Annotated in this window: 19 protein-coding genes and 1 other annotated feature; of the genes, 2 read left to right on the forward strand and 17 right to left on the reverse strand. The window is 41.2% G+C overall.

The annotated features are described in order from the left end of the window. Nucleotides 1–19 precede the first annotated feature (19 nt). Nucleotides 20–3,121, reverse strand: coding sequence for a DNA polymerase III subunit alpha (locus tag HMPREF0850_RS09485; RefSeq protein ID WP_000561564.1), 3,102 nt, complete (start codon nt 3,119–3,121; stop codon nt 20–22). Between the two features lie 165 nt (nt 3,122–3,286). On the opposite strand from HMPREF0850_RS09485, the gene HMPREF0850_RS09490 reads away from it, so the two are divergent. Beyond that, complete coding sequence (locus HMPREF0850_RS09490; protein WP_001212006.1) at nt 3,287–5,560, forward strand: Xaa-Pro dipeptidyl-peptidase; 2,274 nt, start codon at nt 3,287–3,289, stop codon at nt 5,558–5,560. 16 nt (nt 5,561–5,576) lie between these two features. After that, nucleotides 5,577–6,047 (forward strand): arginine repressor, encoded by a 471-nt coding sequence (locus tag HMPREF0850_RS09495; protein ID WP_001043006.1) that lies wholly within the window; start codon nt 5,577–5,579, stop codon nt 6,045–6,047. A gap of 80 nt (nt 6,048–6,127) precedes the next feature. Here the strand turns inward: HMPREF0850_RS09495 and HMPREF0850_RS09500 are convergent, their stop codons facing one another. The 16 genes from HMPREF0850_RS09500 to HMPREF0850_RS12605 form a co-directional block, all read right to left on the reverse strand. Beyond that, a complete protein-coding gene (locus HMPREF0850_RS09500; protein ID WP_000502574.1) occupies nt 6,128–6,277 on the reverse strand; it encodes a hypothetical protein in 150 nt (49 codons plus the stop codon). Nucleotides 6,278–6,286: 9 nt separating this feature from the next. After that, nucleotides 6,287–7,597, reverse strand: a complete 1,311-nt coding sequence (obgE, locus tag HMPREF0850_RS09505; protein WP_000061652.1) for a GTPase ObgE — start codon at nt 7,595–7,597, stop codon at nt 6,287–6,289. Nucleotides 7,598–7,667: 70 nt separating this feature from the next. Then, nucleotides 7,668–7,802, reverse strand: a complete 135-nt coding sequence (locus HMPREF0850_RS09510; protein ID WP_000863854.1) for a DUF4044 domain-containing protein — start codon at nt 7,800–7,802, stop codon at nt 7,668–7,670. 43 nt (nt 7,803–7,845) lie between these two features. Further along, nucleotides 7,846–8,037, reverse strand: a complete 192-nt coding sequence (locus tag HMPREF0850_RS09515; protein WP_001074502.1) for a PspC domain-containing protein — start codon at nt 8,035–8,037, stop codon at nt 7,846–7,848. A gap of 22 nt (nt 8,038–8,059) precedes the next feature. Continuing rightward, the gene (locus HMPREF0850_RS09520; RefSeq protein ID WP_001219478.1) at nt 8,060–9,376 is read right to left on the reverse strand and encodes a glycosyltransferase family 4 protein; all 1,317 of its coding nucleotides are present in this window, start codon (nt 9,374–9,376) and stop codon (nt 8,060–8,062) included. Nucleotides 9,377–9,384: 8 nt separating this feature from the next. Next, nucleotides 9,385–10,437, reverse strand: a complete 1,053-nt coding sequence (locus HMPREF0850_RS09525; protein ID WP_000677633.1) for a glycosyltransferase family 4 protein — start codon at nt 10,435–10,437, stop codon at nt 9,385–9,387. A 101-nt stretch (nt 10,438–10,538) separates the two neighbouring features. Next, nucleotides 10,539–10,868, reverse strand: coding sequence for a metal-sulfur cluster assembly factor (locus HMPREF0850_RS09530; protein ID WP_000331930.1), 330 nt, complete (start codon nt 10,866–10,868; stop codon nt 10,539–10,541). Nucleotides 10,869–10,882: 14 nt separating this feature from the next. Then, a complete protein-coding gene (gene rpoD / locus HMPREF0850_RS09535) occupies nt 10,883–11,992 on the reverse strand; it encodes an RNA polymerase sigma factor RpoD (protein ID WP_000201892.1) in 1,110 nt (369 codons plus the stop codon). Between the two features lie 2 nt (nt 11,993–11,994). Further along, nucleotides 11,995–13,755, reverse strand: coding sequence for a DNA primase (dnaG, locus tag HMPREF0850_RS09540; RefSeq protein WP_000227882.1), 1,761 nt, complete (start codon nt 13,753–13,755; stop codon nt 11,995–11,997). A gap of 195 nt (nt 13,756–13,950) precedes the next feature. After that, nucleotides 13,951–14,709 carry an ABC transporter ATP-binding protein gene (locus HMPREF0850_RS09545; protein ID WP_000125419.1) on the reverse strand — a complete coding sequence of 253 codons (759 nt, stop codon included), beginning with the start codon at nt 14,707–14,709 and terminating at the stop codon, nt 13,951–13,953. Beyond that, nucleotides 14,706–15,572 carry an ABC transporter permease gene (locus HMPREF0850_RS09550; protein ID WP_000637260.1) on the reverse strand — a complete coding sequence of 289 codons (867 nt, stop codon included), beginning with the start codon at nt 15,570–15,572 and terminating at the stop codon, nt 14,706–14,708. Before HMPREF0850_RS09550 ends, HMPREF0850_RS09545 begins: the two co-directional genes overlap by 4 nt. Nucleotides 15,573–15,637: 65 nt before the next feature. Then, nucleotides 15,638–16,633, reverse strand: a complete 996-nt coding sequence (gene trpX / locus HMPREF0850_RS09555) for a tryptophan ABC transporter substrate-binding protein (RefSeq protein ID WP_000792174.1) — start codon at nt 16,631–16,633, stop codon at nt 15,638–15,640. A gap of 115 nt (nt 16,634–16,748) precedes the next feature. Beyond that, nucleotides 16,749–16,965: a binding site (T-box leader), on the reverse strand. 95 nt (nt 16,966–17,060) lie between these two features. Then, nucleotides 17,061–19,757, reverse strand: coding sequence for a phosphoenolpyruvate carboxylase (gene ppc, locus HMPREF0850_RS09560; protein WP_000058157.1), 2,697 nt, complete (start codon nt 19,755–19,757; stop codon nt 17,061–17,063). A gap of 23 nt (nt 19,758–19,780) precedes the next feature. Beyond that, nucleotides 19,781–21,004 carry a cell division peptidoglycan polymerase FtsW gene (gene ftsW / locus HMPREF0850_RS09565; RefSeq protein ID WP_000703365.1) on the reverse strand — a complete coding sequence of 408 codons (1,224 nt, stop codon included), beginning with the start codon at nt 21,002–21,004 and terminating at the stop codon, nt 19,781–19,783. A 189-nt stretch (nt 21,005–21,193) separates the two neighbouring features. Continuing rightward, nucleotides 21,194–22,135, reverse strand: coding sequence for a peptidylprolyl isomerase PrsA (prsA, locus tag HMPREF0850_RS09570; RefSeq protein ID WP_000727956.1), 942 nt, complete (start codon nt 22,133–22,135; stop codon nt 21,194–21,196). A gap of 189 nt (nt 22,136–22,324) precedes the next feature. Continuing rightward, nucleotides 22,325–23,488 (reverse strand): LPXTG cell wall anchor domain-containing protein, encoded by a 1,164-nt coding sequence (locus tag HMPREF0850_RS12605; protein WP_000856209.1) that lies wholly within the window; start codon nt 23,486–23,488, stop codon nt 22,325–22,327. Nucleotides 23,489–23,602: the final 114 nt, after the last annotated feature.

Consider the following 23,602-nt stretch of genomic DNA (forward strand, 5'->3'; position numbering starts at 1 on the left):
TCTTCTATTTTTCGTATTTTTAGCGATAAATCGTTTTCATAGCAATTCCCTCTAATTTTTCCTGTAAAGCAGGGTCTTTTTTTACAAAATGACAGGAGGAAACAATTGTTTTTTCTTCCTCTACATACCTGATAATGACAGGGATTGGGCCTTTGTATTGTTCTAGGATATTTGAAATCTCTTTATCGTTGTCGTGATTTTTAACTTGAATCCAGAATCGTTCAGCGACTGCTTCTTTCAAATCTTGTGCAATCATTTGCAGACGACCATCTCGAGATTGAATTTTGCCATTGATGTAGTAAAATTTCCCTTCGGATAAATTGGAAGCAAATTTTCTATATTGGTCTGAAAATACAGTTACATCCATCCGAGACTTACTATCATGAACCTGTAGAAAGGCCATACTCTCACCTTTCTTGGTTCGAATCACTTTAATCTTTTGAAGTTCTACTAGAAGAGTGGCTTGAGCTCCCTCAGTAAGATTAGTGATTGGAGTGGTCGGATATAGGGCTTGTTTGGCAAGAGTTTGGAGAGGATGGGGACTGATACCTACCCCAATCAGTTCCTGCTCTTTGTAAAATTTCTCTGCCTCAGTAAAATCATCAGCTTCAGTCCAACTATAATTTGTATCCGCAAAGAGTCCACCCAACTCCTCAACAAAGACAAATAAGTTTGGTAGGTTCACTAAGATTTTCTGACGATTCTTGTCAAATTCATCAAAAAGCCCTAGTTCAACCAAAGGCGTCAAAAGCGATAGTTTCTTGTAATTTTTAGGAAGACGAGTGACGAAATCTTCCACACTTGAAAAAGGACGATTTTCGATAATCCAGTAAGAAAAATCTCTTGGCATGCCCTTAATGGCTTTCAGACCAAGATAGATTTTCTTCTGAGCAATCTTATCGTGATAGGGAATACTGTTGATAGCTAAAGGCGCTACTTGAAATCCCATCTGCAGAGCATCGACAATATACTCACTGCTTGAATAATTCAACATGACTTGAAAGAAAATAGCAGGATAGTGCGTCTTGAAATAAGCAAGCTGGAATGCCAGTGCTGAGTAGGCATAGGCGTGGGATCTGTTAAATCCATAGCCCGCAAACTTTTCCATCACTGCAAAAAATTGGTTGGCTTTTTCTTCAGAATGCCCCAATTTCATAGCTCCAGAGATAAAATCTTCCTTCATCAAATGCATCTCTTTAGCATTTTTCTTACCCATGGCTCGTCTGAGAATATCGGCTTTACCAAGGCTGAAGCCTCCAAAACGCTGAGCAACCTGCATGACTTGCTCTTGATAGAGCATGATACCGTAGGTTGATGAAAGGATATCTTCTAAGGCAGGATCTAACACTGTCACCTTTTCTTTGCCATGCTTACGAGCGACAAAGTTATCAATATAATCACTAGCCCCTGGTCTATTGAGGGATGTCGTTGCTACAACTTCTTCAAAGACTTGCGGCTGAACTCGTTTCAAGAGTCGAATGGCTCCAGGTTGTTCAAATTGGAAAATCCCCTTGGTATTTCCAGCAGAAAAGAGGGCCAGAGTCGCCTTGTCTTCCAAATCAATCTCTTCGATTTTCAGATGAACACCCTCTGACTCAGCCAGTAATTCCTGCATTTTTTGGACAAAAGTTAAGTTACGCAGACCTAGGAAATCCATTTTTAGAAGTCCATTGGCTTCAACACCATGAGCATCATACTGAGTGATGAGCATATCCTCACCGTATTTTAGAGGAATATAGTCCGTCAAGTCTTGGTCACTCATGACCACTCCTGCCGCATGGATAGAGGTCTGACGAGGATACCCTTCAATCTTTCGAGCAATCTCAAAAGCTTTTTGGTATTCAATCTTGCTATTGATGAGCTGTCTAAATTGCAAATTCTTTTCATAAGCCGTCGTTAGCGTATCTCGAAAACTGATTTTTTTCGTAATATTGGTTAATTCGTACTCTGGAACACCATAACGTTTGAAAACATCACGAATTGCCTGTTTTGCTCCAAAGGTCGAATAGGTGACAATCTGCGCCACGTGTTGACTGCCATAGCGATCACGAACATAGCGAATGAACTCTGGTCTATAGAGGTCAGGAATGTCGATATCGATATCAGGCATAGTGTAGCGCTCACGATTTAAAAAGCGCTCGAAAATCAGGTTCTTTTCAACCGGATCAATTCCTGTGATGTCAAGTGAGTAGGCCACCAAGCTACCCACAGCAGAACCACGCCCCATCCCCATATAATAGCCTTGGGAACGTCCAAAACGGAGCAAATCCCAAACTACAAGAAAATAGTCGTCAAAGCCCATATCATGAATCACAGCTAATTCCTCATTCAGTCGCTCATGATAAATAGCTGAGGTTAGCCCCTTGTCACTCAAGCCTTGCTCAGCTCTCTCTCTAAGTTCTTCGACCGCTGGTCTTTCAGGATTAAAGCGAGGAAGTTTTAAACTTGGATCAAGTTGATAATCAACATTCTCTATCAAACCTTGAAGATTGGCAAGTGCCTGAGGGAAATGATTTTTAAATCGAGCTTCTAAGTCTGAGGCTGGTAGAAAGATTCCTTGTTGTGAGTGCAGATCCACTTCTCTCAGACTGACATTGTCCTTGATTGCCGACAAGATTTGCAAAACTTGAATATCTTCTTTTTCAAAAGAGTTGACTTGATAGAGTGGAAGAATGGGTCTGGTAAAGACTTCTTGAGGAGTATCAGGACTAATACCGATAAAATAATCATGTCCCAAATCTAGCTGTTCGATTCCCTCAAAATAAGGAACAATAACGGCAACATCCTCAAGGTGGCTAGTAAAGTCAGACCAATTCTTTCGACCAGTCATTTTTAGAGTGGATAACTTCATCAACTCCTGGTAACCTTTAGTAGACAGAGCTAGAAAACGGAAAGAAAGCGCCTTCTCGTCTATAATCAAGGTCATTTCAAGACCAATTAAAGGTTGGATGCCCTGCTTACGAGTCACTTCTAAAAAGTGATAGGCTCCATAGAGATTATCCACATCCATGATAGCAAGGTGAGAATAGCCATACTCTTTAGCTGTTTGTACATATTTTTCAATCGAAACCACACTTTCCATAAAACTGTAAACAGTCTTGGTGTCGAGCTGTGCAATCATTTCATCTCCTCCTTGCTTTAGATATAGTACTATTATACCATTTTAAAAACTAGAATGAAAAGCTAGAGACCATTCCTTTTAAAGTGACTTCATCACAGGTCAACAATATCTTTTTTACCTTATTTTTGATATACTAAATTTAGAATATTTTCAAAGGAGAGCGCCATGCGTTTTAATCAATTCAGCTACTTGCCTGTTTCTCATTCGCAAGTTTTACGCGAGTTATCTCAGCTTGGTTTGAAGCTGGTACCAGGGCAAGCATCAAAAAAACAACTTGAACAATTTGTCCGCTGGAGTTTTTTCACTTATGCGAACACCGATTATGCTCTATCCACTTTAGCTGTGGATAAAGAAACGGACCTTTTGAGCTTCTTTCAGTCTGATAAAGAGTTGACTGCTGATATTTTCTATACTGTAGTTTTTCAACTTTTAGGATTTAGCTATCTTGTTGACTTTGAGGACGCCGAACAATTCCGTAAAGAAACTGGGTTTCCTATTGCTTATGAGGATCTCATTGAAAATCTTTATCAATTGCTAAATACGCGAACTAAAAAGGGAAATACCCTCATCGACCAGCTTGTTAGTGATGGGCTTATTGCAGAAGATAATCACTACCACTACTTTAACGGTAAGAGCTTGGCAACCTTCTCTACTCACGATGTCATTCGTGAGGTCGTCTATGTCGAGAGCTGTGTGGATACTGATAAAGACGGTCTCCCTGACTTAGTCAAGGTTAGTATTATTCGCCCAAGTTACGATGCTCAAGTACCTGCTCTTATGACTGCCAGCCCTTATCACCAAGGAACCAACGACAAAGCCAGTGACAAGGCTCTCTACAAAATGGAAGGGGAGCTTGAGGTCAAACCGCCCCACACCATTGAACTTGAGGAACCTAAGCTGAATGTCGTCGAACCTCATGGTCAAGCAGAAGTCGTCACAGAAGCTGAAGAAAAGCTATCTCATATCAATAGCTCATATACCCTAAATGACTACTTCCTCCCACGTGGATTTGCCAATCTCTATGTATCGGGCGTTGGAACCAAAGACTCTCAAGGTCTCATGACCAATGGGGACTACCAGCAAATTGAGGCCTATAAAAATGTCATTGACTGGCTCAATGGCCGTTGTAGAGCTTTCACGGACCACACGCGCAAGCGCCAAGTCAAGGCTGACTGGTCAAACGGCAAAGTAGCAACAACAGGAATTTCCTATCTAGGCACCATGTCCAATGGTCTTGCCACCACTGGTGTTGATGGCTTAGAAGTGATCATCGCAGAAGCAGGTATTTCCTCTTGGTACAACTACTATCGGGAAAATGGCCTAGTGACTAGCCCAGGTGGTTATCCAGGTGAGGATTTTGACTCACTTGCTGAATTGACTTACTCCCGCAATCTCCTAGCTGGTGACTATATCCGTGGTAATGAAGCTCATCAGGCAGACTTAGAAAAGGTAAAAGAACAATTAGATCGCAAGACTGGTGACTACAATCAGTTTTGGCATGACCGCAACTATCTGCTCAATGCTCACAAGGTTCAAGCTGAGGTCGTCTTTACGCATGGTTCCCAGGATTGGAATGTCAAACCTCTTCATGTTTACCAGATGTTTCATGCTCTTCCAGCTCATATCAATAAGCACCTATTTTTCCATCATGGGGCTCATGTTTATATGAATAACTGGCAGTCAATTGACTTCCGCGAGTCCATGAATGCCCTCTTAAGCAAGAAATTGTTAGAACTTACAACAGACTATCAACTTCCTACTGTTATCTGGCAAGACAATACTGTACCTCAAACATGGCAGTGTCTTGATGACTTTGGCGAGCAAGATGAACTGCATACTTTCTCACTTGGAACTGAAGAAAAAGTGATTCAAAACCAGTATGATCAAAAGGATTTTGATCGTTATGGTAAGACTTACCAGACTTTCAACACAGAACTTTACCAAGGAAAAGCTAATCAGATCACCATTGACCTTCCAGTAAGTCAAGACATTCACTTAAATGGGCGAGTGGAGCTGAAACTTCGTGTCAAATCAAGTACAAACAAGGCCTTATTATCAGCCCAACTGCTAGAACTTGGACAAAAGAAATATCTACAGCCTTATCCAGCTGTTTTAAGTGCTAGAACCATTGACAACGGTCGCTACCACATGTTAGAAAATCTCTGCGAACTGCCATTTACTCCAAGCGCCCAACGTGTCATCTCCAAAGGCTACCTTAATTTACAAAACCGAAGTGACCTCTTAAAGATTGAAAATATCCAACCAAATGAATGGATGGACTTCAAGCTAGAGCTGCAACCAACTATTTACAAGCTGAAAAAAGGTGACACACTTCGCCTTGTTCTCTATACTACCGACTTTGAAATCACTGTCCGTGATAATACAGACTATCACTTAACAGTCGATCTCACACAATCCTCCATCACCATCCCCTCATAAAAGGAGTCAGCCTCATATGAATAAATCTGAACATAGACACCAACTCATCCGTGCACTTGTAGCTAAAAATAAGATTCATACACAGGCAGAGTTGCAAGCTTTACTAGCTGAAAACGACATCCAAGTCACACAGGCTACTCTCTCACGCGATATCAAGACTATGAACCTTTCAAAGGTTCGCGAAGCAGATCATTCTTACTATGTTTTAAATACTGGTTCCATCTCCAAATGGGAAAAACGCTTGGAAAACTATATGGAAGATGGCTTAGTCATGCTACGTCCTGTCCAGCATCAGGTTGTCCTCAAAACCTTGCCAGGCCTTGCCCAATCGTTTGGAGCTGTTCTTGATGCTCTCAATTTTAAACAAATCATTGCCACCGTATGTGGTGATGATGTCTGCCTTCTTATCTGTGAAAATGCTGAAGAAGCACAGACTTGCTTTGAAATTCTTAAAAAATTTGCGCCACCATTTTTCTTCAATGACTAAAAAATTCCCCGTGATGAATACAATCACGGGGTTCTGTTTTATCAATGTCGATAGGCTATTTTTCTTCTTTATCAGCCTTCTCATTGCCTTTTTTTTTCTCGTGCTAATCTAAGAGCACGTTTGGGATTGAGACGATTAAACAATTCTTCTAGTTTCTTTTCATTCCATACATCTGCTGCAGAAACAAAATTTCCATCTGCATCTCGGAATGATATCGGTTTATCTCCCATATCAATCTCCTAGTCTACAAATTCAAACTCAAATTTACCGATTCGTACCAAGTCTCCATCCTTGGCTCCACGCGCACGAAGGGCTTCGTCAACACCCATACCACGTAACTGACGAGCAAACTTCATGACAGACTCATCACGATCAAAGTTGGTCATGTTAAAGAGTTTCATGAGTTTTTCACCAGAAAGTACCCATGTAGCATCATCATCGCGGCTAATTTCAAAGGCTTTTTCTTCCTCATCAAAGCCATAGTAAGCTTCTTCTTCCATATCAGATTCGTCATAGAGCAAGAACTCTGGAGTCTTATCCAACAATTCAGCTGTCGCATCCAAAAGAGTAGCCAAACCTTGCTTAGTCAATCCAGAAATAGGGAAGATAGCTGGAAGTTCCTCGAACTCGTCGTAGTTTGCAGCTAATTTTTCCTTGAAAGTTTTAAGATTTTCCTGACTCTCAGGCATGTCCATCTTGTTGGCTACGATGATCTGAGGACGCTCCATGAGACGAAGGTTGTATGATTCCAACTCTTTATTGATAGCAAGGTAATCTTCGTAAGGATCACGACCTTCGCTCGCCGACATATCGACGATATGAAGAATGACTCGAGTGCGTTCAATATGACGAAGGAACTGAGTCCCCAAGCCGACACCCTGGCTAGCTCCCTCAATCAAACCGGGAAGATCCGCTACTGCAAAAGATTCACCTGACTGCGTACGAACCATACCTAGATTTGGCACAATCGTTGTAAAATGATAAGCACCGATTTTAGGTTTGGCTGAAGTGATGACACTAAGCAAAGTTGACTTTCCAACAGATGGGAAACCGACCAAGCCGACATCCGCCAAGATTTTTAATTCTAGTTGCAACTCACGTTCTTGACCTGGCTCCCCATTCTCAGAAATCTCAGGTGCAGGATTTTTTGGTGTCGCAAAACGGATGTTTCCTCGACCACCTCGACCACCATGAGCCACGATAAATTCTTGACCATGTTCAATCAAGTCTGTAATGACTTTACCTGTTTCTGCATCACGTACAGTCGTTCCTTGTGGTACGCGAACACGAAGATCTTCTGCACCACGTCCATGCATTCCTTTGGTCATCCCTTTTTCACCAGATTCGGCCTTGAAATGACGGTTATAGCGGAAATCCATCAAGGTACGCAAGCCTTCGTCCACAACGAAAACGACGTTACCTCCACGTCCACCATCACCACCCCAAGGACCGCCATTCGGAACATACTTTTCACGGCGAAAGGCGACCATGCCATCGCCACCATTACCAGCCTTGACTTTGATCTTAGCTGTATCTAAAAACATACTCATATTTTCTTCTCACTTTAAAAAGGACTGGAAAATCCAGTCATTAGTTATTGTTCCTATCTTAGCAACTTGCTTAGAATCTGCTAAAAGCTCCAAGCGCTGTCGCAAAGATACCAGCAAGGGTTACAAACAACATAATTAGCACGACAAAAAGCGTTACTTTTTCAAACATTGTTTTTTTACGTTTTCCATTATCTCCAAAAGCCATTTGGACTCCTTTTTATTTCTCTTTGTTCTATTCCGATTTTCTTTTAATATTCGCTAGAAACAGGTGCAATTACCCATAAAATCAAGTAAGCAAGTATCCCTGCCCCATAACAAAAAGCAAGAACACCCCAAATCACACGAACAATGGTGGGATCAATATCAAAATAGTGGGCTACTCCTGCACAAACACCACCAATTTTTTGGTCTCTTCCACTTCTCATAAATTTTTTCGCCATCTTTTATTCTCCTATATTTTTACTAATCTCTCCAGTAATCCCGGATGCTAGACAACTGCTTTTTAGAAGCCTTTAATATTCGTTTGGACTCTTTAACTGGGGTTGAAACAGCCTGCTGAGGTAGGTACAAAATAGTTTTTAAGAATCGCTGTGTCATGGGTTCATCGCCACGTAGTTCCTGTTCAAATTTATTTGAAATAATGGCATCGAGATAAAACTCATGGACTCGTTTCCCAAAATTCTCAGCAGAAATCTCATACAACTTGTCAGCCAACTTCTGCTCATCCATATCTGGAGTGGCGATCAAGGCCTCCAAGATGGCACCAGCAAGGTCCTGTTCTCCATAGTAGAGGGTTCCAAACATTTTGTCACTGATCAGATTATCCAGATAAGGATTACCATGAGCGATGACAGGCGTTCCACTGGCTAGACTCTCTAGATAAGTCAGGCCTTGGGTTTCACTAGTGGATGCAGAGATAAAGAAATCTGCCGCCTTATAGTACAAGGCTGTTTCACTTGGAGCGATCATACCAGTAAAAATCACCTGATCTTGAATTTGCAACTGGACTGCTTGTTCTTTCAGACTGTCCAGATACGGACCGTCACCAGCAACAACCAACTTCACCTTGTTTTCTTCTTTCAAAACCTGCGCGAAGGCGGCTAGGACCGCTTGGATATTTTTCTCAAAGGAGATACGAGAAAGACTCAGCAGCATTTTCTCATCTTCTTTAATCCCAAGTTTAAGTCGAAGGGCAGCTAAATTTTCTTCCTTAATCTCAGGGCGTTCAAATTTAGCTAGCTCAATCCCAGTTGGGATAACACGCTTTTCAACCTTAACCTTGTACTTAGATAGAAGATCCCGAACAATCTCACTTGGACAAATCACTCCATCAACATCGTGAAGGAAGCCCCTTACCAGATATTTTACCATACTTGGACGAATCAGCATACCCTTAGCAATATAATGCACATAATCTTCGTACTGAGTGTGGTAGGTATGAATAACAGGAATTTTCAATTCTCTTGCAATCCAAATCCCTAGTAAACCTAGTGAAAACTCTGTTTGCGTATGAATGATATCTAGCTGATACTGTTTGGCAATTTCAAGCGCCTTTGTAAAACCTCGGTAGGCAAATCGTCGATCCTTAAATGCAAAGAAAGGAACACTCGGAATTCGAATAATTTGCCAATCTTCGTATCGATTCACGTCTTTATCGGTCGTTGTAAAGATAAAAACTGCATGCCCTTGCTTTTCAAGCTCAGTCTTCAAAGTCCGAATACTAGTCGAGACCCCGGAAACCTGAGGGAAATAGGTATCTGTAAATAAACCAATTCGCATAAATTACCTCACTTCTTGCCCAAAGCAGCCTGTTCTCGATAAAATTTTAACCAGATTTCCAACAAATGCTCCTCAGAGTACTCTTTGGAGATCTCGCGAGCTTTTTCTTTCAAGTCCTTTAAGGCTTCAGGGTCATTCTTGTATTCTAGAATTGCTTCTCTCATCTCAGAAACATCACTTGTAGCACGATAATTCCCATCAAGAATAACCTTATACAGGTCCAAATCCCTTAACATAATCGGAGCCTCGCAACTAGCGGCCTCTAAGATGGTCATGGGGAATAATTCATTGTAACTTGGTAGCAAGAACAAATCTGCTAAAGCATAGAACTCACGCATCCGCTCTGGCGGAACAATACCTGGGAAAATAAGATTTTTTGGTGGATTGTCCATAATCTTCTTATAGCGTTCATAACCATCTGTCATCCCACCAAATGAAAAACCACCCGCCCAGATAAAGGTAATTTCTGGCAATTCCTCAGCAAGACGGATAAAGTCATCAATTCCTTTTCGTTTCTGAACCTGACCTGCACCGACTACAACAAACTGATCTTCCGCTAGATTCATTTCTTTACGAAGTTGTACAACTTGTTCAGCTGGCAATGGATGCCATTTTTCTTTGTTTACAAAATTTGGGATGTAAGTTACTTTTTCACGCGGTATACCAGCAGCCACCAAATCCTCGATAAACATGGGATTGACCACCACCAAGTGTTCCATTCGGTTGTAAAAGGAAAAAACATAGCGTTTGACAATTCCTTTTAGGAAAAATGGAATCTTCAAACTCCCCTCAAGCGTATCAGGCAAGAAATGCACATAGCCAATTTTTCTCCCAGAGCGTTTCTTTTGGAAAGTAGATAAATAATAGGGGAAATCAATGGTATGAAAGTGAGTTACATCTGCTTCTACAGGAAGATTCTCTGTAACAATCAACTGGTCTTTGGCATCTCGATGTAGGAGGCGTACCAACTCACGGTAGGCGCCTGATACTCCTTGACCAGCCACTTTTTCGCTTGAACTTAGCATATTAATACGCAATTTTTCGTTTTCCATACCTTTCATTATACCATTTTATTTCTAGAAAATCAGCAAAAGAAAGAGAGACCAGAGGAAAAAGGAGGAATTTACCCTATTTTCCAATCGTCTCTCATATTTTTTACTGTTTATTTAATTCCTAGGGCGATACGTGCATAGCGACTCATTTTTTCAACCGTCCAAGCTGGATACCATACCAATTTAACTTCGGTATTGGTCACCTCAGGAACATCTGTCATCGCATCGTGTATCTGGTCTGTCAAAAGGTCAGCCAGTGGGCACCCCATAGTTGTCAAGGTCATATCAATTTCAGTGTGACCAGTTTCACCATCAAAACGAATTTCATAAATCAAACCTAGATTAACAATATCAATCCCCAACTCAGGGTCAATGACTTCTTCCAAGGCATTTAAAATGCGTGTTTTGATAGTCTCAATTTGCTCTTCTGTATAAGCCATGTTATTCCTCACTCTTAGTCTTCAATAAAATCACGAAGCGGTTTGCTGCGACTTGGTTGGCGCAATTTTCTCAAAGCCTTGGCCTCGATCTGACGGATACGCTCACGAGTCACGTTAAAGACTTTCCCAACATCTTCAAGAGTACGCATTTTCCCATCATCTAGTCCGAAACGCAAGCGCAAGACGTTTTCTTCACGGTCTGTAAGAGTATCCAAGACTTCATCCAACTGCTCACGCAAAACGATACGAGTTGTGTAGTCTACGGGATTTTCAATCACTTCGTCTTCGATAAAGTCCCCAAGATGACTATCGTCCTCTTCACCAATCGGTGTTTCAAGTGATACTGGTTCTTGAGCGATTTTCAAGATTTCGCGTACCTTGTCAGGTGTCATATCCATACGCTCAGCGATTTGTTCAGGTGTTGGATCTTGCCCCAATTCTTGAAGGAGATTACGCTGTTCACGGACAAGCTTGTTAATGGTTTCAACCATGTGTACAGGAATACGAATGGTACGAGCCTGGTCAGCGATGGCACGAGTGATTGCCTGACGAATCCACCAAGTTGCGTAAGTTGAAAACTTGAATCCTTTTGAATAGTCAAACTTGTCAACGGCCTTCATCAAGCCCATGTTTCCTTCTTGGATCAAATCCAGAAACTGCATGCCACGCCCTACGTAGCGCTTAGCAATCGAAACCACCAAACGAAGGTTGGCTTCTGCAAGACGTTGTTTGGCTTCAATATCACCAGCCTCAACTGCTAGGGCCAATTCTTTTTCCTCTTCGTTGGTCAAGAGAGGAACGACCCCGATTTCCTTCAAATACATACGGACTGGGTCATTAACCTTGGCAGAAGTTGAGCCAATCAAGTCCTCATCACTGAGTTCTGGTTCTTCTTCTGCACTAAGCACACGCGCACTTGGATTTCCTTCATTATCTGTGATAGAAATTCCAGCATCCTGAATCCGTTGCAAAAGGTCTTCAATGCCGTCTGCATCGAGGGTGAAAGGAATAACCAGACTTGAATTGATTTCGTCATCTGTTGCTGTTCCTGTTTTTTTGTGGTTACGGATAAAGTCTGCTACTTGCACATCAAATGTCGTTACTTCTTTTTGTTTTGTTGCCATTATTACTCCATTCTTCTCTTTTGGGAAATCAATCGTTGCAATTCTTCCAAGGCTGTGTCTGTATCTCCTACATGACTAGCTTCCTGCACTTTCTTTTTAATTCTTAAGTTGTCCTTGCTGAGGAGGGCACGGTTTCGAGTCGCTTCGACTTCCGCTAGCTCTTGAGGCGACATCTCAGCTGGCAAATCCAGACTAAGCACGTGGTACCAAGCATTTTCAACCTCAGGCGTCTGATGAGAAAGCTCCTCTGAGCCGATTTCTCCCTCTACACTTAATAATTCGTAAAGAATCTGAAATTCTGGGGTATCAAAGAAAAAATCTTCTCTTAATCGGTAGTCATTTAACACAACTGGATTCTCAGCCATCCTATAGAGGAGATGAGCCTCTGCTCTCATGACTGCTGTCAGTTGTCGCGTTACAGGTAAACTAATCGCTGCTGGAGGTTGCTCCTCTTTAACTCTTTCCTGCCTCTGAACAATGCGACTTTCATTTACAATCTGCTCCACCTGTTGGTAATCAAAGGAAGGTAGATTATCCGCCAGAATGTGGATATAAGAATTCTGGGCAGTGATCGACTTTTCTTTGGCGATTAAGGGCGCAATCTTTTCAATGAACTCGATTTGCGCCTGCAAGTTATCACTATTTTCTGGCTTGAGCTGGTGAATAAAGAACTCTATAGGACTGATCCGAGTCTTGGTTAAAAGGTAAGCCAGGTCTTCAGCAGAATTCTTTTGCAGATACTCATCTGGATCCATGGCATCAGGTACTCGAACAACCTCCACTGAAAAGTCTTTTAACTCCTCTAGAGCCTTGGCTGTTGCTGCCTGTCCTGCCTTATCGCCATCATAGCTGAGAACAATCTTTTTAGTAAAGCGTTTGAGGTGGTCAACATGCTCCTTGCTCAAGGCTGTTCCCATGGAAGCAACAGCATTTTCTATACCAGCACGGTAGGCTGCAATCACATCCATGAAGCCTTCCATCAGATAGAGCTCTGTAATCTTACCTGTTCCCTTTTTTGCCTTGTCCAAATGATACAATTCGTAACTCTTGTTAAAAATTGCAGTTGAACGACTATTTTTATACTTGGCAGTCTGATTATCTGCTTCTTGCCAAATACGACCTGAAAAGGCAATAACCTGTCCCTTGTCATTGGTCAAAGGAAAGATGATCCGTCCAAAAAAAGTATCATAAAACTGATTGCCATCTGACAGGTAAAACAAGCCCGAGTCCAATAAATCCTTTTCCTCAAACTTGTCAGCTAAACGTTGATAGAGATAGGTTCTCTCTGCTGGAGCCAGTCCAATCTGGAAATGCTTCAAAACATCGTCTGTCAATCCACGTTCGTATAGATAAGCCCTTGCTTCTTCTCCCATCTTAGTCGTCATGAGGATTGCATGATAAAAACGGGCAGCTTCTTCATGCATATCATATAGAGCTTGATGAGGGGAAGCTTGTTGAGGACGAGACTGGACAGGCATAGCTAGTTGAATACCGACACGCTCTCCTAAGAGCTGAACGGCTTCCATGAAGGACACGCCTTGGTATTCTTCGATGAACTTAAAGACATCTCCTGAACGACCACATCCAAAACAGTGATAAAACTGCTTGTCTTCCACAACGTTGAAAGAGGGGGTCTTTTCACCATGAAAAGGACAGAGCCCTAAATAGTTCCGTCCAGCCTTCTGTAAAGAAATCACATCACCTATGACTTCCACAATGTTGGCATTGTTTTTGATTTCTTCAATGACTTGCTTGTCAACCATACACAATACCTCCATCTTATCATAGTTTCACGTAAACTAGTATAGCTTATTTCTGAAAAAAAGTAAACCATTTCATACGCTTTCCGTAATTCTCTTTGCCTTATTCTTCTATATAGAAAGAGGAGATAAAAAACTCAGAAACACTTTCAGGATTCTAAGTTTTTCTTCACTATTTTTGATGATAATTTAACTCATCTATTCAAATAATTGATAGTAGTCTGAGATTTTCATCTTAGCTTTTTCTTCTTTATTGAGGTCTTGGATGATACGACCTTCCTTCATGACAATCAGACGATTGCCATACTTCAGTGCATCTTCCATATGGTGGGTAATCATCAAGGCTGTCAGATGATCCTTGCTGACAAAGTCATCTGTTAGTTCCATCAAGGCCACACTTGTTTTTGGGTCAAGAGCTGCTGTGTGTTCATCCAACAAGAGCAACTCTGGTCGCTTCAAAGTTGCCATCAAGAGACTCAAGGCCTGACGTTGTCCACCTGATAGAAACTCAATCGGAGTATCTAGATGCTTTTCAAGACCATTTCCCACTTTTTCAATGGTAGCCTGAAACTCCTCCCGGTGACTTGAAAGTCTCCTAGGAAGGAGTCCTCTCTTCTCACCACGAAACTTTGCAATTAAGAGATTTTCCGCCACTGTCATACGGGGAGCCGTACCCATCTTAGGATCCTGAAAGACACGAGACAAATACTTAGCCCGCTTTTCAGGTGAAAAATGCGTCACGTCCTCGCCCATGATACGAATACTTCCACTTGTTAAAGGTAAGGTACCTGCAATAGTGTTAAAAAGCGTTGACTTCCCTGCTCCATTTCCACCTAGAATAGTAATGAAATCATGCTCGAAAATTTCAAGAGAAACATCATTCAGAATGATTTTTTCCTCATCAAAGCCATTCGTGATGACTTTGGTAGCATTTTTTAATTCTACAATTGCTGTCATTTGCTGAACTTGACTCCTTTCAGGTATTTGTCTTTAAAGGTTGGAATCATAAGGCAAACTGCCAAAATCAAGGCGCTGTACAAACGAAGATAACTTGTATTAAACCCAAGAGCAATCACTCCCCAGACGAGGAACTGATAAGCGATAGAGCCTACAACGATGGTCATAAGTCTCTCTGCCAAGGTCAAACTCTTGAACAATACCTCACCAATAATCAAGCTAGCAAGCCCTACGACAATCACCCCGATTCCTCGAGAAACATCCGCGTATCCTTCTTGTTGAGCAATTAAGGCCCCTGCAAGCGCGATAATCCCATTTGAGAGAACCAAACCCATGAGTTCCATACGACCCGTATTGATACCAAAGCTACGAGCCATATCAGGATTGTCACCTGTAGCGATGTAGGCCTGACCTAGTTTGGTATCAAGGAAAAAGAGCATAAGGCCAATAACAAGAGCTACAAAGATTAATCCAGTCAGGAGTTGGTTAAGGTCCGAATCAAAAGGCAAGACATCCTGAATTTGCTTGGTTCCAAGAAGCCCCAGATTGGCACGTCCCATAATCATGAGCATGATGGAATGGCAAGAAGTCATCACCAAAATTCCTGATAAAAGGGTTGGGATTTTTCCTTTGGTATATAAGAGACCTGTCGCCATTCCAGCTAGACAGCCCGCTCCTACTGCGGCTAGGGTTGCTAAAAATGGGGTGACTCCCTGTGTTATCAAGGTTACAGCTACTGCTCCCCCAAGAGGAAAAGAACCTTCAGTAGTCATATCAGGGAAATTCAAAATTCGAAAAGTCATAAAGATTCCCAAACCTAAAATCGCCCAGACCATCCCCTGAGAAATAATGGATACTATCATAATCTTTCACTCATTTCTTTCTTTAGTAAAAATGGGAGGAGATGTGTCCAGCTCCTCCTTTATCTTTATTCAATCACTTGTCCTGCTTCTTTTAGAACAGACTCAGGAATGGTGATACCAAGTTCCTGCGCTAGTTTTTTGTTGATGACTGATTTACCAGTTGAAAAGACATTAACTGGGGTATCAGCTGGTTTTTCACCTTTCAAAACTTTGGCAATCATTTTACCAGTAGCCACTCCAAGATCGTGTTGGTCAACTACTACAGATGCTAATCCTCCTGCTTCTACCATAGCAGTGGCACTTGGATAGATTGGCTTTTTAGCTGTTTGGTTACTTGAAACAACTGTTGAGAATGCGGATGCAATGGTGTTGTCAATTGGAACCCAGATTGCATCTACCTTGCTTGTCATGACATTGACTGTTGAAGCAATTTCATTTGTTGATGGAACTGCAAAGTTTTCGACTGTCAAACCTGCTTTTTCAGCATAAGCCTTGAATTCTTCTACCTGTGTTTTTGAGTTATCTTCGCTACTTGAGTAGAGGGCACCGATTGTTTTGACATTTGGTGTCAAAGTTTTAATCAATTCCACTTGCTGCTCAGCTGGGTTGTGGTCTGATACCCCCGTGATGTTACCACCTGGTTTTTTCAAGTCTTTGACCAAGTTAGCACCGATTGGGTCTGTAATAGCAGCCATGATAACTGGTAGGTCTTTCGTAGCACTAGCGAGTCCTTGAGCCGCTGGTGTCGCAATCCCAACAACAACATCGTTTCCATTTGCTACCAATTGTTTACTCATGGTTGCAACCTTGCTCTGATCCCCTTCAGAGTTCATAAAGTCGATTTTTACTTGGTCACCTTTATAACCTTCTTCAGCTAGTCCATCTTGAATCCCTTGGTAAATCAAGTCCAAGGAAGGGTGGCTAACAAATTGAAGGACACCAACCTTAGCAACCTTTTGCTCTTCCTTAGCTGCTGGCTTGTTCATAGATGAATAGATCAAACTAGCCACTACCAATACTGCTAATCCAGCGATAATTCCAATTAAACGTTTATTTTTCATATTTTTTCTCCTTTTAAATCACTTGTACTATACTCTTTTCACTCAAAACAAGCGACGCCATCGTTTAAATTCCATAAGTCTCCTCCAACAAAAAAGGCCTCACACAAAAAACTTGTGTGAGGACGTCGATGCGCGGTGCCACCTCAATTATAGGGAATATCCCTATCGCTCTTTCTCGCAATAACGAGTTGCACTGTAAGGTGTGCTCACCGAATTTTTATGATTTCAAATTCTTAAGTACATTCAGCCCAATTTTCATCACTTTCATTTATCTGTTTCCACCAACCACAGATTCTCTAAAAAATGAGCATGATTACTTTCTGAATGTTTAAATTATATCATTTTTCAATTACTTGTCAAGACTATTTTTAGAATTTTTTAAACTATTCAAAAACTTCCCCTAGAAAAAGAGGAAGTTTAGAAAATATCAGCCTGAATTACGCAAACCGGTTGCAATTCCGTTGATAGTTGTGTGGATCAGTTTTTCTTCGTCTGCTGACAATTCCCCACGACGTTGGCGTTTGATCAACTCCAACTGGATGTAGTTAAGGATATTAAAGTAAGGCATACGATAGTTTAGACTGTCTTTTAGGTAAGAGTTTTCAGCCAAGAGTTCGTCATAGCCTTCAATAGCTAGAATAACGTTCTTGGTCAATTGCCATTCATCTAAAATAGTGTAATAGATGGCTTGCACTTCTTCATCTTCACAAAGCTTGGCATATTCGAAGGCAATGTTCATGTTAGACTTAGATAAGACCATGTCTACATTGGAAAGCAAAGATTGGAAGAAAGGCCAGTTTTGGTACATGTCACGGAGAATCTCAATATTCTTTGGATCTTGATCAATAAATTCTTTAAAGCTTGATCCCACTCCGTACCAGCCAGGGAACATGACACGACTTTGTGACCATGAGAAGACCCAAGGGATAGCACGCAAACCGCCGATTTCAGTGATGGTCTTACGAGCTGCTGGACGCGAACCGATGTTGAAGCTTGAAATAGCTTTGATTGGGCTTGATTCAAAGAAATAGTCATAGAAATGTTCATTTCCAAAGACCAAATCACGGTAGATATCGTAGCTGCGGTCCACTACTTGATCCATGATAGCTTCATAACGATTTGATGTGTTAGTATCACTCTTCTTCTTGGTAATCATACGGTTAATAGCTGCAGAAACCAACATCTCAAGGTTATAATAGGCAGCGTCTTTGTTACCGTATTTGTTTCCAATCACTTCTCCCTGCTCAGTCAGACGGATGCGGTCCTTAATAGACTTGAGTGGTTGGGATGTGATAGCTTCATAAGTTGGTCCACCACCACGACCCACAGTACCACCACGACCATGGAAGAAGGTAACTTTAACACCAAATTCGTCACCGATAGCAGTCAGTTGCTGTTGCGCTTTATATAGAGTCCAACATGATGACAGGTAACCACCGTCCTTATTACTATCAGAGTAGCCTAGCATGATTTCTTGGTAGTTGTCCTTTGAAGCAATCCATTTTTTAGCCAAAGGAAGAGAGAAATATCTTCTCATGGTTTCTTCTGAGTGATCCAAGTCTTCGATCGTTTCAAAGAGAGGAACAATCTGAACGCGGGCTTTTTGAGCATCTACCAAGCCGACTTCCTTAAGCATAATTGCAAGTTCTAGCATATCGGATACACTTGTTGCGTGAGAGATGATGGTTTGACGGATGACGTTTTCACCTAATTTATCCTTCAACTTGCGAGCGGCTTTAAAGATAGATAGTTCTTTCTCAAGCAGTTCTGACTTTTCAGCATGAGTGGCTGAGAGGATACGAGGATCTTCTTCCAACTCTTTTAAGAGGAGGGTACATTTTTCGTCTTCAGAAAGGTCGCTATAATGGTCGTTAATGCCAGCAGATGCTAGCAATTCTGCCACACAGGCTTCATGAACACTAGAGTCTTGGCGCATATCGATAGAAGCAAGGTAAAAACCAAAGATTTCAACTGCCTGCATCAACTCGACAAATTCTCCTGAAATCAGGTATTCACCTTTGTTCTCGAGGAGAGAATCTCGGATGGCCAATAAGTCTTGATAGAATTCATCTGCAGTAGCATACCTAGGTTGAATATCCTTATCTTCAATCAAATAAGCCTTGGTTGCCTGCATCTTAGCTTGGATGTCAAAGAGTGCTCTACGATAGAGTTCTTTTTCACGATAAATCGAGTTGTCCTGAGACTTCAGCGCCATCTCACGGACCTTGTCGCTGACATTTACGATGCTGGTTGAAAGTGAAAATTCACGATAAAGATTGTAAATCTTTTCATCGTAGTAGTTCATGATGACTTTGCACTGAGTCAAGGCTGATTTGTTTAGGGTTTCCGCTGTTACGAAAGGATTTCCATCACGGTCTCCTCCGATCCACATCCCCATTGTAATTGGTTTTGGATGCTCAAGCTCGATACCTTGTTCCTTAGCTAGTTTCTTATACTCAGCTGTCAAACGTGGCACAGCATTCAGGAAAGAACTTTGGTAGTACTCCATCACATTTGTGATTTCGTTGGTTACTTTCAATTTCTTCTCACGAATCATGTCGGTTTGCATGATAATTTCAATGTAACGACGGAGATCCATGTGCCATTTTTCTTTATTAATCAAGCCGAGTTTGACATCACGGTACTTACGTAAGAGAGTGTGGATATGGTTGGTCAAGTCCAGCATACTCTTACGTTGTACTTGTGTTGGATGGGCCGTCAAAACTGGAACCACATTCAGCTGCTCCAAAATTGCAGCCGCATTTTCTTTTTCAGCCACCATCTTAATGGTTGTTGACAGTTTTCCTAGATAGTCTTGGTCCACATTATTTTGATGATTGATCTCATAAGCCAAATCCACATCTTCAGAAATATTGATCAAGAGTGGAAGGATTGAGAAATAGCGAGAAATATAGATCATTTCCTCGTTTGAAAGGCTGGTCACCAATTTATTGAGTCCTTGATAGTTTTCGCTTGTAGACAAATCCTTCAACTGCATGATTTTATCAAAAGTCTCAGGCGCAAGCATATTTTTTGTGATGTCTTCTAATAGCTCTGTCAAAATCAAGACTTCTTCTTGGACGACTGCTTTATTGCTATAGTTTTCTAATTTTTGAAGTGACATAAACTTTCCTTTCCATTCAATCCTTATAGAGCAACAGAAGTTTGACCTTCATATTCTCTGATAAGTTTGGCACGTTTTTCGCTGGCATCGATATTTAGTACAAAGGCAATGGCTACAGATAAGACTAGGAGACTATTCCCCCCTTGTGAAAGGAAGGGGAAGGTTACCCCTGTAGAAGGAATCAAACCGGAAATTCCACCGATATTGACAAAGACCTGAACAAGGATCATCCCCCCGACACCGATAGCAACCATGGAGTTAAAGGGATCCTTAGCTCGAATACCGACTAGGATGATTCTCAAAATCAAGAAGAAGAGGAGTGCCAAAATCATACCCGCTCCTACAAATCCAAATTCCTCGATGACAATTGAAAAGACGAAATCTGTGTGGGCTTCTGGCAAATAACCACGCTTTTCGATGGAATTTCCTAATCCAAGTCCAAACCAGCCACCATTTACCATTGCATAGTAGGAATTTGCGAGCTGGTGTCCTGCACCCGCCAAGTCATTAAAGGGATTAAAGAAGGCACTAAAACGTTTAGCAACGTAACCAAATACAGGAATTTGAGAAAACTTCTCAACGCCAACAAGACGAATGACAGACAAGACTAAAATGGAACTTCCTGCTAAGAGAGTTAGAATAGTCGAGAACCAACGATAGGCAATTCCACTAACTGTGTACATAAGCAGTGACACCAAGACCAGAATGGTCGCATTTCCCAAGTCAGGGAAAATTCCCAAACTACCAATCAAAACCAGTAAAACGAAACGCCAGTCGTTAAAAGCTCGAGGTAACCACTGATTCTGAGTCAAGACTTGGAAATCGTAAACAGCTATCTCATCTTGCTGTTTTGAGAATCGATGGGCTAGGTACCAAATAATGATAATCTTAAGATATTCAGCAGGCTGAATCGTTACAGGTCCTACAGAAATCCAACCGTAGGCACCATTGACTGGGGTTCCAATTAGCCGAGCCAAAGCTAGGAGAATCATCTCTACAAACATAACGATAAAAATCAAGCGTTCATTTCTTAAAAAACCAAGTTTCAGTTTATAAATTAAGGCAATCAAAACCAAACTAACTACCCAAAACATTCCTTGGTTCCGAGCTAACTGAAGAGCACTTTTCCCTTCTTGGATCAAGGTAGCACTCGTAGTTGAGTAAACAACAATTAGACCCAAAATCGATAAAAGGAGGTAAGGAATCAAAATGGAATAGTTCAATAGGTGCCTTTTACTAATTTTCATATGTCACCACTCTAATAGAAACAGAGAAAACTGTTCCTAATTCCGTTTTATTTTCTAGTTTTGATTGCTATTATACCATTTTTTCAGAAAGAAAAAAACTCTTATCCTCCAATCCTTCGAATTTTGCTATTTGGCCGAAACTGATTACTAAAAAATACAAACTTCAAGACAAAGTTTGTATTTTCTTTTTTATTCTGCTGATGAGCTACTGCTTGAGTTTGAGTCTGCACCACCAACGTATTGGGCAAAGATATTTTGGAAAACAGGATCTTTCACTTTAATATTTGCAGCTTGGAATTCTTTTCCGATAACGCTCTGAACGAAAGATGAATCGTTTTGTTTCTGCGTCAAAATGACTGTTTTCAATTTTTCTTTGTAATCATCTAGGTTTGATGATTTTTCTGTTTTCTTGGTTAGCTTAATAATGTAGTATTGGGTACTGTAGGCTTGTGTTCCAGTCGCTGTGATAACATCAGAGATACCATTCACATCCAAGGCAAAGGCTGCCTTCTTGACTTGTTCTGGAAGTTCTGTAGAAGCTGAGTCAAAAGTGATTTCGCCACCATTTTCTTTTGTCTTGTCATCATTTGAATTGTCTTTTGCCAACTGAGCAAAATCAGCTCCCTCAGCTTTTGCTTTTTCGAGCACTTCTTTTGCCTTGTCTTCATTATCCATACGGATGATTTGTGCTGTCACATCGGGTGTGTAAGCTTCAAAAGCCTTTTGGTAAGCTTCGTCAGTCAGTTCATTTTCTGCTGCTTTCTTAACTGCCAATTCAACTAATTTGCTGGTGCGAATTTGAGCTTTACGAGTCTCAGGAGTCATACCCGCACGTTGAAGTACGCTGTTGTAGCTATCGCCGTATTTCTTTTGTTCCTCAGCAACGGCATCATCCACCTCTTTGTCAGTCACTTCTGAACCATATTGTTTTTCAAATACTTTTTGGATGGTCATATTAAGCAAGACTTGTTGCGCAGTTGGATTGTTTTTGACTTGTTCATAAAATTGGTGTTCAGTGACGACATCACCCTTCATGCTGATGAGGTCAGCCCCTTCAGAACTTTTTGAACAAGCAGCCAAAGTCGCTACAGATAATAAGGTAATGGCTCCTGCCAATAGTTTTTTCTTCATGTTTACTCCTTTTTCTAAAAACGGTCAAAAATTTCTCTAGACCAACTCAATCATTATACCATATTTTATAGCAGATAACTTAAATAAGACTAAAAATAGTAGCTTTTAAATTTTTAACGATTCAATTTTTTTCATTCCAAAAAGAACCTGAACAACGGTTCAAGTTCTTTGTTTATCTTATATTATTTTTTAGTGACGTCCTTTGTAGGTCAAGCCTGCTAGACCAAGACTTGCAAGGAGAAAGCCTGCAAATCCAAGAATTGAATTTTGTTCGCCAGTGTTTGGTAGGGCTGTAGTTTCTGGTTTCGAAACAGGTTTGTCAGCTTTAGTGTTTGAATCTTGCCCAACAGGTTTTACAGGAGCTTGTGGAGCAGTATTCGAATTAGTTTGTGGTTTAGTTTCCGGTTTTACTTCTGGTTTTGAAGTCTCTGAAGGTTTAGTTTCTGGTTTTACTTCTGGTTTTGAAGCCTCTGAAGGTTTAGTTTCCGGTTTCACCTCTGGTTTCGGAGTTTCTGAAGGTTTAGTTGCCGGTTTCACTTCTGGTTTTGGAGTTTCTGAAGGCTTAGTTTCCGGCTTAACTCCTGGTTTTGGTGTATCAGAAGGTTTAGTTTCCGGTTTAACTTCTGGTTTTGAAGTCTCTGAAGGTTTAGTTTCTGGTTTTACTTCTGGTTTTGAAGCCTCTGAAGGTTTAGTTTCCGGTTTTACTTCTGGTTTTGGAGTTTCAGATGGTTTAGTCTCTGGTTTTACTTCTGGTTTTGGCGTATCAGAAGGTTTAGTTTCCGGTTTCACTTCTGGTTTTGGAGTTTCAGATGGTTTAGTCTCAGGTGTCACTTCTGGTTTCGGAGTCTCTGAAGGGTTGGTCTCTGGCTTAACTTCTGGTTTTGGAGCTTCAGATGGTTTAGACTCAGGTGTTACTTCTGGTTTCGGAGTCTCTGAAGGTTTAGTTTCTGGTTTTGGAGTTTCTGAAGGCTTGACATCCGCATCTAACTTCTTATATCTTAGGTATCCTTCCAGATACCCATCATTAGCACCGTAAAAGAATCTGCTTGCTATATTATACGTTAGGTTATAGCCCGGCATCCAGGAAAAATTTGATACCACTTGGTGCCCTTCAATATCCTTGTAGATATTTACAGACTCACCAGGGTTTAGGACCCCAGTATACATAGGTGCTATTTCTCTACTATGCTCATCTAAATACCTAATGCGGATTTTGATTTGCCCTTGCCGTTCTTCAGCCTTTACAATAGCAGCCCCTAAAACAGGCACATCAGTCAAAGCTGGCGCAACAACACCAAGAGATGCAACAGAAAGCAAAGAAATACCAAGTTTGGTCACTTTATTCGTTTTCATCATTTCCTCCTTAGGAATGTAGAATTACTTTTTAAGGTGTGCAAATACTATAAAAAGCCTAATTTTTTGATTTTAGTATTTCGTAAAATTCACCTCAACCACTTGGGCGACAAG

Source organism: Streptococcus sp. M143, assembly GCF_000162495.1.
Taxonomy (GTDB): Bacteria; Bacillota; Bacilli; order Lactobacillales; family Streptococcaceae; genus Streptococcus; species Streptococcus dentisani.